The 10,238-nt window shown below is 46.1% G+C and carries 9 protein-coding genes and 2 pseudogenes; all 11 read left to right on the top strand.

Annotated elements, in window-relative coordinates:
• On the top strand, positions 1 to 759 hold a 759-nt coding region (gene fliD / locus B3182_RS11515; RefSeq protein ID WP_292752816.1), incomplete at its 5' end, for a flagellar filament capping protein FliD.
• A 29-nt stretch (positions 760 to 788) separates the two neighbouring features.
• Complete coding sequence (gene fliS / locus B3182_RS11510; RefSeq protein WP_292356257.1) at positions 789 to 1,178, top strand: flagellar export chaperone FliS; 390 nt, start codon at positions 789 to 791, stop codon at positions 1,176 to 1,178.
• A gap of 48 nt (positions 1,179 to 1,226) precedes the next feature.
• Positions 1,227 to 1,502, top strand: a complete 276-nt coding sequence (locus tag B3182_RS11505; protein WP_292411632.1) for a flagellar protein FliT — start codon at positions 1,227 to 1,229, stop codon at positions 1,500 to 1,502.
• A gap of 140 nt (positions 1,503 to 1,642) precedes the next feature.
• Positions 1,643 to 3,130, top strand: a pseudogene (locus B3182_RS11500) (sigma-54 dependent transcriptional regulator).
• A 127-nt stretch (positions 3,131 to 3,257) separates the two neighbouring features.
• The gene (locus B3182_RS11495; RefSeq protein ID WP_292356263.1) at positions 3,258 to 4,445 is read left to right on the top strand and encodes a sensor histidine kinase; all 1,188 of its coding nucleotides are present in this window, start codon (positions 3,258 to 3,260) and stop codon (positions 4,443 to 4,445) included.
• Positions 4,442 to 5,827, top strand: coding sequence for a sigma-54-dependent transcriptional regulator (locus B3182_RS11490; RefSeq protein ID WP_292356265.1), 1,386 nt, complete (start codon positions 4,442 to 4,444; stop codon positions 5,825 to 5,827). The genes B3182_RS11495 and B3182_RS11490 overlap by 4 nt, the downstream gene beginning before the upstream one ends.
• 41 nt (positions 5,828 to 5,868) lie before the next feature.
• A complete protein-coding gene (fliE, locus tag B3182_RS11485) occupies positions 5,869 to 6,201 on the top strand; it encodes a flagellar hook-basal body complex protein FliE (RefSeq protein ID WP_292356267.1) in 333 nt (110 codons plus the stop codon).
• A gap of 29 nt (positions 6,202 to 6,230) precedes the next feature.
• A complete protein-coding gene (gene fliF, locus B3182_RS11480) occupies positions 6,231 to 7,922 on the top strand; it encodes a flagellar basal-body MS-ring/collar protein FliF (RefSeq protein ID WP_292356269.1) in 1,692 nt (563 codons plus the stop codon).
• Positions 7,922 to 8,932, top strand: a complete 1,011-nt coding sequence (gene fliG / locus B3182_RS11475; RefSeq protein ID WP_292356271.1) for a flagellar motor switch protein FliG — start codon at positions 7,922 to 7,924, stop codon at positions 8,930 to 8,932. The genes fliF and fliG overlap by 1 nt, the downstream gene beginning before the upstream one ends.
• Positions 8,919 to 9,605 carry a flagellar assembly protein FliH gene (locus tag B3182_RS11470; protein WP_292356273.1) on the top strand — a complete coding sequence of 229 codons (687 nt, stop codon included), beginning with the start codon at positions 8,919 to 8,921 and terminating at the stop codon, positions 9,603 to 9,605. Before fliG ends, B3182_RS11470 begins: the two co-directional genes overlap by 14 nt.
• Positions 9,592 to 10,238, top strand: a pseudogene (gene fliI / locus B3182_RS11465) (flagellum-specific ATP synthase FliI); the annotation flags it as partial. The gene B3182_RS11470 and the pseudogene fliI, both read left to right, overlap by 14 nt.

Here is a 10,238-nt window from a genome sequence, read left to right as displayed (position 1 = left end):
GAAGCTGGTCTATCTGCCTTAGCCTATAATCCAGAAGGCGGAGTGGAATTTCGGGCGGCCATTTCTTCAGCTCAAAATGCCCTTATCCGGATAGACGGTTTTAATGTCAGTAGTAGCACCAATACAATTACGGGCGCTATTGATGGTGTGACTATCAATGCTGCTTCTATAGGCTCATCAACGTTAAGTGTAACTCGGGATGATGAGAAAATTCTCGAATCTGTTGAAGCCTTTGCAGCTGCCTTCAATGCTTTACGAACAGAAATTAACAAGCAACGCGATGGACAGCTGGAAGCTGATAGCACTCTTTTATCGTTAGAACGGCAAATTTTTGATGTTTTAAATGCTGGTTCATCAATTGACGGTTCCTCTTTTAGTTATCTGATAGAAGCGGGTGTCTCAATCAATAAACAGGGCGTTATGGAGGTTGATTCGGATCGTATTACTGAAATTATGAATACCGATTTTGAATCTTTTACCAATTTATTTGCCTCAGAGAATGGTGGGTTTGCAGCAAAACTATCAACCCTTGCCAATGGTTGGTTAGCCAGCGATGGATTGATTGATGCTCGTGAAGACGGTCTGAAGACTCAAGTCGAGGGAATTGATGACCAGATTTTACGAATGGAAGATCGAATGATTTCTGTAGAAGCCAGAATCCGAGCTCAATTTACTGCGCTTGATACTCTGGTGAGCAGCCTTAATAATACGTCGAGCTTTTTAACGCAACAATTAGCTTCATTGAATAATAATAAGTAACACAGAGCGAAATTAGGATGATGCAAAACATGATCAATAAAAAAGCACTGGAAGGTTATGGTCGAGGAGCCGTAGAGTCAGAAGTTAACTTTGCCTCACCGCATCGTATTATTCAGATGTTAATGGAGGGGGCGCTATCTAAAATTGCTACCGCCAAGGGATGTATCGACCGAAATGATATTGCTGAAAAAAGTCGGCAGATTACTTGGGGCATGAATATTATCCAAGGCTTACGAACCAGCCTTGATGCTCAAAAAGGTGGTGAAGTTGCTGCTAACCTGGATGCCTTGTACGAATATATGGGGCGACGTTTGCTTGAAGCAAATGTTAGTAATGATGTTGCAATTCTGGATGAAGTCAGCAGCCTTTTAATGGAAGTGAAAGCTGGTTGGGATAATATTCCGGCTGATTATCACTAATCATTTATGACACATTTCAGCGATAAACTTAACTCCCTGCACCAAGCGGTGCAACTTACTCAAAATATGCTGGCTATGGCTAAGCAGAAACAATGGAATGAATTGCCAGAAATTGATAAAAAAAGGCAAATACTGTTGCAGTCGATATTTCCATTAGATGACGATTCTCCAGAAATTGAAGGCCAGGCAACATTGCTGCAAACACTTATCGACACCAACAATGAACTGATTGCGCATTGCCAGGAAGGAAAACAGTCTCTACAACTTCAAATGCGTAATGCAAAATTCACCCATAAAGCCGTAACGGCTTATCAATCCAATTAGTTAGCGCGCTTGTTTCTGAAAAAGTTCCCATTTACAGTGTCATTTTTTTGACAACTAACTGCAAAGTGCTTAACTTGAATTAACTAAATCCCTAACGTAATACCAGCAGGTTCAGAAAGAGCTTGCCTTCAGGAGCAGTTATGAATGCGTGTAATATCTTGGTGATAGATATTGACCCACAACGCCGAGAAACACTTTCCACGCTTATTGCGTTCGTAAATTGCCACGCTGTCGTGGTGAATGATATGGAAAACTGGTTTGATAGCGTTAATGATTTGAATGATATTGCTTTAGCGCTGGTTGGTGATTGTGGTGGTGTTAGCCCGACAAAACAGTTATTACGTGAGCTTATTAATCATGAAGCAAGGATCCCGGTGTTTACACTCGATTATCCAGAAGCTTTAATCAGAGAATTTCCCGGCTCCATCGGCAGCTTAAATTATCCCATCAAATACCTTCAGCTAAACAATGCAATCCAACAAGCTTCGGTTTACAGGAACCAGGCTGATAATCAAGCTGAGACAGAACCGTTATTTCGTTCGCTGGTGGGCAACAGTACAAAGATGAAACGGGTTCAGAAAATGATACATCAGGTTTCTGATTCAGAAGCCAATGTATTGATTTTAGGAGAATCTGGAACGGGTAAAGAGGTGGTTGCCCGCAACCTGCATTATTTTTCCTCACGTCGCGATAAACCTTTTGTACCGGTAAACTGCGGTGCTATTCCCGGCGAACTTCTGGAAAGCGAATTATTTGGCCATGAAAAGGGTGCGTTTACTGGTGCGATAACTGCTCGTAAAGGTCGTTTTGAAATGGCCGAAGGCGGAACACTGTTTCTTGATGAAATTGGTGATATGCCCCTGCCTATGCAAGTTAAGTTATTAAGAGTTTTACAGGAAAGAACCTTTGAACGCGTAGGCAGTAATAAAACCCAAAAAGCCAATGTCAGAGTGATTGCCGCGACCCATCGTAATCTCGAAACTCATATAGGTGATGGCCGCTTTAGAGAAGACCTGTTTTACCGCTTAAACGTTTTTCCTATTGAGATGCCTGCCTTACGCGAGCGGCCTGAAGACATTCCATTATTGATTCATGAGCTTATACAGCGAATAGAACATGAGAACCGGGGAGCTGTACGCTTTACTCCGACGGCCATCGCATCATTATGCCGCTATACCTGGCCCGGCAATGTTCGGGAACTGGCAAATGTGGTTGAAAGACTCGTCATTTTATATCCCTACGGCACGGTAGACTTTGATGACCTGCCAGAGAAATACCAGATTGAGGGTGAACCACTCCCGGAAGTTATTACATCGGCAATTGATTCCCAGCCACACTCACCCACTGCGCTTAAAGTATCCTCGTAAGCGAATGGTAGTGATGCTTCAGCTTCAGCGAATGGTTTTCAGCAATCTGATGATGCGCTGTTAAGTATGGATACCATACCTGAAGATGGCTTGGATTTAAGGGAACATCTGGCCAATCTGGAATATCTGCTGATCAAACAGGCCCTGGATGAAGCGGCTGGGGTTGTAGCTCATGCAGCCAGTAGATTAAAAATGCGCCGAACGACGTTAGTTGAAAAGATGCGAAAATACGGTATTCAACGGGATATTGAAATCAGCTGAAATAGCGCCTGAAATTTGACTCTGAAATAAAGTTATTTAATATAACATATTGAAAAATAAAGAATAAAAAATAGGGCATATATTTTGCTAGCTCACTATTGGAAACCCTTTAGTGGAGCAAAATTAGATGAACCTCAAATGGCCTGAATCCTCACCTTACAGTGAAAATAAAGTTGCGTTAAAGGCAATACAACCAACAAAACGTAATGTGGTTGATATCGCTGAACATAAGCCTTTGTGGACACCACCGGTAAATTCCCAAAAAACATCCGCTTCAGAGAGCCGCATTGCAGATCGTCTCAGCAGTTTGCTTGCCGTCATTCCTGGCGGTGTCGTGGTCATTGATGGAATGGGTGTGGTTCAGGATTGTAACCAGGTAGCGATTAATTTATTAGGCGAACCGTTGACAGGTCAACGCTGGATTGATGTTATCAAACGTGCGTTCAAGCCCAGAGAAGATGATGGGCATGATGTTTCACTGGCAGATGGTCGACTGGTACATATTTCAACCAGCCCGCTGGATAAAGAGCCTGGACAGATTATCCTGCTGCAGGAGGTTACTGAGACTCGTCAATTACAACGTAAGGTTGCGCATCTGCAACGATTATCAGCTATGGGGGAAATGGCGGCACGTCTGGCGCATCAAATTCGTACGCCTTTATCGTCTGCCACTTTATATCTGGCGCCTCTTCTCAAACCTGAGACTGAACAAACTACACAATTAAAATTTGCCCGTCGTTTACATGACAGCCTGAGCCATATGGAACAGCTGGTTCGCAATATGCTGGCATTTTCACGGGGTGATATGAATAGCACTGCGCCGGTAAGTGTGAATGCATTAATTGATGAACTGGTACAGCAATTTGTGGCACAACCGGAAAGTGAATCGCTCAATGTTCATGTCATTAATCTGGTGAACGATGGTTATATTTATGGCTGTCAGCCAGCCTTGGTCAGTGCACTGAATAATTTACTCAACAATGCCCGGCAGGCCTGTGGGGAAACAGGAAAAATAACCATTCATGCTGATTATGCTGAAGAAGGTCAACAACAGTTTATTGAAATCAGTATTGAAGATAATGGTGCGGGCATCGCCGAAGCTGATTACGACAAGATACTGCAGCCTTTCTATACCACGCGTTCTTCAGGAACCGGGTTAGGACTCGCTGTGGTGCAGTCTGTTGCCAGAGCTCACAAAGGTATGCTCTGGCTCGATAGCGAGCAGGGTGTAGGCAGCACATTCTGTCTGCGATTGCCTGTTTACCGTCCATCTAATACCTCTCAGGAACAAATGCAAGCAGGAGTGAAATCATGAATCAGTCGATGATTATGGTAGTGGAAGATGATGCCAATTTACGTACCGCTTTATGTGACACGCTGGAACTTGCGGGCTATAAAGTTACGTCGACCGATCACGGGCAAAAGGCCTTGGATAAACTGGCTAATGAACCGATCGGCTTATTGCTCAGCGACTTGCAGATGCAACCGATGGATGGTCATACATTATTGAAAAAAGCCCGGGCGATGTTGCCTTCATTACCTGTTGTTCTGATGACGGCTTATGGTTCTGTACAAAGTGCGGTAGAAGCCATGCACGAAGGGGCTTGCGACTATTTAATGAAACCGTTTGAAGCTGATGATTTATTGCAGCGGGTACAACGCTACGTGCGAATACTGCCAGCCAGTGATGACATGGTCGCAGCAGCCAAATCATCAGTGGATTTACAGGCATTGGCCAGACGTGTTGCTGAGACTGACGCAACCGTTCTGATAAATGGTGAAAGTGGTACGGGTAAAGAAGTGTTAGCACGCTTTATTCACCGGCATTCACCACGTCAGGACGGCCCTTTCATTGCCATTAACTGTGCAGCTATTCCGGAGTCCATGCTTGAAGCCACTCTGTTTGGTTACGAAAAAGGCGCGTTTACTGGGGCAGCTCAAGCCTATGCTGGTAAGTTTGAGCAGGCTAATCAAGGCACGATTTTGCTGGATGAAATTACCGAGATGGATATTTCATTGCAGGCCAAATTACTGCGCGTATTGCAAGAGCGCGAAGTGGAGCGTCTGGGGGGCAGAAAAACCCTCTCTCTTGATGTTCGTGTGCTGGCGACTACCAACCGCACTTTACGTGATGAAGTCAAAGCCGGCCGTTTCCGCGAGGATCTATTTTACCGATTGAATGTTTTTCCGTTGCAGTTATTGCCTTTGAGAGAAAGACCTCAGGATATCGTGCCACTTGCCGAACAGTTACTTGAACGTCACTGTCAGCATGGTGGACGGGTCGCACCGCATTTCGACAGTGAAGCACAAAGAAAACTGTCGCAACACAGCTGGCCGGGAAATGTTCGGGAACTCGATAATGTTCTGCAGCGGGCGTTAATTTTACAAACCGGTTCAGTAATTAACGCCGATGATTTGGCATATGAAGCCATGTCAGGAACTCAGCAAACCACTAACGAGGTAACCCCGGCACCAATTACAGAGCATAGCGAGATTGTTAGCCCCCTCGATAATGCAGATGATTTACGCAGCCACGAACAGCGTCATATTCTCGACATCCTGGCAAAGCATCGTGGCAGCCGCCGGGAGACTGCAAAAGAATTAGGTATAAGTGAACGCACCTTACGCTACAAAATCTCACGTTTTCGTGAACAGGGCATTGCCATTCCCGGAAAATTTGGCAAGAAGTCTGCATAAACAAATCAGCCCACCAAGCAATACAAAGCGAGAAGATAATTATGATAAAAGCAATTGATCCTAACCAGTTACTGACGCAGATGCGGGCCATGCAAACTCAGGCTAATCAGGCCATGCCAATGCCAGCTGAGCAGAATTTATCTAGTGGCAGGGTGGATTTTGGTGATCTGATGAAAAATGCTGTGGATAAAGTAAATGAAACACAACAAACAGCAGGTCAGTTACGAACGGCTTTTGAATTGGGTGATCCCAAAGTCAATTTAACCGATGTCATGATTGCCTCCCAAAAATCAAGTGTGGCGTTTGATGCCACGGTCCAGGTCCGCAATAAGCTGATTGAGGCTTATCAGGAAGTCATGAGAATGTCGATTTAATGGCGTTGGTTTAATTGAAGAGCCTGAATATGGAAAATGCACCTGCTACAAAAACGAACACATTTGCTGCAAACACCCCGTTGGCAGTTATGCAAAATAATATTTCCCGCCAACCCATAACCAAGCAGATCATGTTTTTATTGGCGATCGCGGCCAGTATTGCTGTTGGCGGTTACGTGTTTATGTGGTCGCAAACACCTTCTTATCAGGTGTTGTTTTCCGGAATGGAAGCTCAAGAACCCTCTGAAGTAGCCAATGTGCTGCAACAGATGCAAATTGATTATAAGTTAGACCCTACTACGGGGGCATTGCTGGTTCCGGCTTCAGAAGTTCAGGGATTACGCTTACGGTTGGCGGCTGAAGGTTTACCGCGCAGTAGCGCACAAGGCATGGAAATCCTCAGTCAGGAACAGGGATTTGGCACCAGTCAGTTTATTGAGCAGGCTCGCTATCAGCGTGCAATGGAGCAGGAGCTTGCCCGTTCAGTGAGCGAGTTGCAGAATGTCCGCAGCGCCCGTGTGCATTTGGCGATCCCCAAGCAATCGGTATTTGTACGTGAACGTAAGCCACCTACTGCTTCGGTTGTGGTCAATCTTTATGCAGGCAGAACATTGGAGCGTGGCCATATTGCCGCTGTTACTCATATGGTGGCGGCCAGCATACCCAATATGAAAAGCTCAGATGTCACCGTTGTTGATCAGCGTGGTAATTTATTGAGTCAGCCAGAGCGTGATAGCAGTATGGCGTTGAGTGATACGCAGCTGGAATTTACGCAAAAACTTGAACAGTTATATATCAGCCGTATCGAAGATATCCTAACGCCTATTGTGGGGATGAACGGTGTGCGTGCGCAGGTAGTTGCAGATGTTGACTTTACAGTCACAGAGCAAACACAGGAAAGTTATAACCCGGATCTGGCGGCATTACGCAGCGAACAACTTGCTGAAGAAGAGCGCGTTGGCGGACTTGGTCCTATGGGTGTGCCGGGAGCACTGGCCAATCAACCTCCTGGTGGTGGGGTCGCACCGGAACAAGCAGCACAGGAAAATGTTGGTGAAGATGGAGAAGTGGTAGCTGAAACGGTCACACCCGGCTCAAGTACTCGTCGCAGTACACGTAATTTCGAACTTGATCGCACCATCAGTCATAGCCGTCTGGCACCTGGCGACATTCGCAAGCTGAGCGTTGCTGTACTGGTCGACGAACCGACCACTACCGACGCTGAGGGTAATGTTGTCGCCACACCTATGAGCGATGCACAAATGGCACGTATTAATACGCTGGTCATGGACGCAATTGGTTTCAATATGGCCCGAGGCGACAGTTTAAATGTTGTCAGCGCACCATTTGTTACTCCGATTGAGGCCGAGCCGCTTCCAGGTATCCCTCTGTGGGAGCAACCATGGGTATGGGACGTGGGTAAACAAGTCTTGGGTGCATTGGTCGTGTTATTCCTGATATTTGGTCTGATACGTCCAGCTTTCAGAGATTTGAATAAATCTCCTAGTAAACAGTTAGCCAACCAGAGCGGTGAAAATACTGATGAAATGTCAGCAGAGCAAGTATTGGCAGCAAGTAGTAAAAACGGTGAGGATATTGCTAAACTGACGACTGGTTCTGAGCGTGTTGAACAGCATTTGACTAATATTCGCAGTTTAGTACAGCAGGATCCTGCGCTGGTAGCGCAGGTCGTAAAAAACTGGGCAGCGAGTGATGCATAATGGCCGAACAACCCCGTAAATTAACCGGTACTGAAAAAGCCGCAGTATTTCTTCGCTCAATAGGTGAGGAAGATGCTGCGCAGGTGCTTAAGCATATGGGGCCGAAAGAAGTTCAGAAAATCGGTCAGGTCATGGCGACTTTGAACAATGTAACGCGTAGTGAGGTGGAGACTGTTTTAGGCAGTTTTGTCACCACGGTAGAACAAGAAACCGGTCTGGGCATTGGTTCTCATGACTATGTGCGGAAAATGCTGGTTGGAGCCCTGGGTGAAGAACGTGCCGGAGGTTTGCTTGACCGGATTCTTTCCGGTGGTAATACCAATGGTCTGGAACAGTTAAAATGGATGGATGCTCGTGCTATCTATGAAGTAATACGACTGGAACATCCCCAAATAGTCGCGATAGTCTGTTCGTTTCTGGATCCCGATCAGGCTGCTCAGGTACTTGGTATGTTTCCGGAACGTGATCAGGCCTCGATTTTACTGCGGGTGGCAACACTGGATGGTGTGCAGCCAGCAGCGCTGAATGAACTGAATGAAATCCTGGAAAAACAATTCAGCGGTAACGCTGGCGGACAAACTGCCACCGTTGGCGGGCCTAAAACAGCTGCCGATATTCTTAACTTTGTTGAGGGTAGTCGTGAAGCAGCCATTATGGAAAAAATCAAAGAATCCGAACCGGATCTCGGTCAGAATATCGAGGATTTGATGTTTGTCTTTGATAATCTGATTGATGTGGATGATCGTGGCATGCAAACATTAATGCGTGAAATTCAAACCGATCAGCTTCAGCTTGCCCTTAAAGGCGCTGATGATAATCTCAAAGAGAAGTTTCTTAAAAATATGTCCCAGCGTGCAGCAGAAATGCTACGTGATGATCTTGAAGCGATGGGACCCGTGCGTATCAGTGATGTTGAGGCCGCGCAAAAATCCATTTTGTCTACCGCACGGATGTTATCCGATAAAGGTGATATTGCATTAGGTAGCGGTGGTGGTGATGACTTCATCTGATGATCTTTATACCACCCAACATGCCAACGTTTTATCCGCCGAAGAACTCGCCAATGCCTATGAGCGATGGGAAGTTCCTCGCGTGGTATCGGTGTCGGATGTTGAAGCTGAAAATACCAACCCTTTAACTGTTGAAGCATTGGAAGCTGTTCAGCAGGCCGCACAGGAAGAAGGTTTTAAGCTGGGCTATGATGAAGGTTACCAGCAAGGTCATGAAGCAGGATTGAAAGCCGGGGAAGCCGATATTCTGCAACAGGCTCAACAATGGAAAGCCTTGATTGACACTCTGAATAATCCGCTTAAGAGCGTTGATTCAATTGTTGAACAAGATTTGCTGTCGATGATCAGTCTGCTGGTGCGGCAAATGGTTTATCACGAACTCCAGCAAAACCCTGAACTGGTTTTGACTGCTGTGCGCGAAGCGCTTGCAGTATTACCCGTCAGTGATCGCCAGCTAAAAGTTTATCTGAACCCTGAAGATATGGAGCTGGTAAAAAACGGCTTGAAACTGGATGAAGATACCGGCTGGCAATGGTACGAGGATCCGCTAGTAAGCCGTGGGGGAGCCAAGTTGGTGACGGCAGATACCACCATTGATGCCACCGTTGAAACCCGACTCAATAATTTAATTTCACGGTTATTAAGTCAAGACAACCATCATGAACCCAGCTGAATCGCCAAACCAATCAACACCTTTGCATGACAGGTTGCAACATCAGCTGGAGCGACTCACAGCCGATCATGAAACACCTATTACCGTGGAAGGACGATTGACCCGAATGGTCGGTTTGACGCTTGAGGCCGTTGGATTTCAAGCCTCAATTGGCAGTCGTTGTGAAATTCATGCTCCTGGCAGAGAGCCTGTCGAAGCGGAAGTGGTAGGGTTTCATGATGAAACACTGTATTTAATGCCTACCGGCAACATTCGTGGTTTAGTCCCTAATGCCCGGGTCAGGCCGATCCGTAGTGATTCTCAGGTACCCGTTGGTAACGCTTTACTGGGTAGAATTGTCGACGGTGCCGGTAAACCGCTTGATGGACGTGGGCCGCTTAACGTAAAAGATAAAGTCCCTCTACATGGCAAAACAGTTAATCCACTATCCCGTGCACCGGTCAGACAACATCTGGATGTAGGCGTCAGAGCAATAAATACATTAATGACGGTTGGACGTGGTCAGAGGATGGGGCTGTTTGCCGGGAGCGGCGTCGGCAAAAGTGTATTGCTGGGTATGATGACGCGTTTTACTGAAGCCGATGTGATCGTGGTGGGCCTGATAGGTGAACGGGGACGTGAAGTTAAAGAGTT

The organism is Methylophaga sp. UBA4204, from assembly GCF_002379485.1.
Classification (GTDB): Bacteria; Pseudomonadota; Gammaproteobacteria; order Nitrosococcales; family Methylophagaceae; genus Methylophaga.
This window is presented reverse-complemented; position numbering and strand designations above follow the sequence as displayed.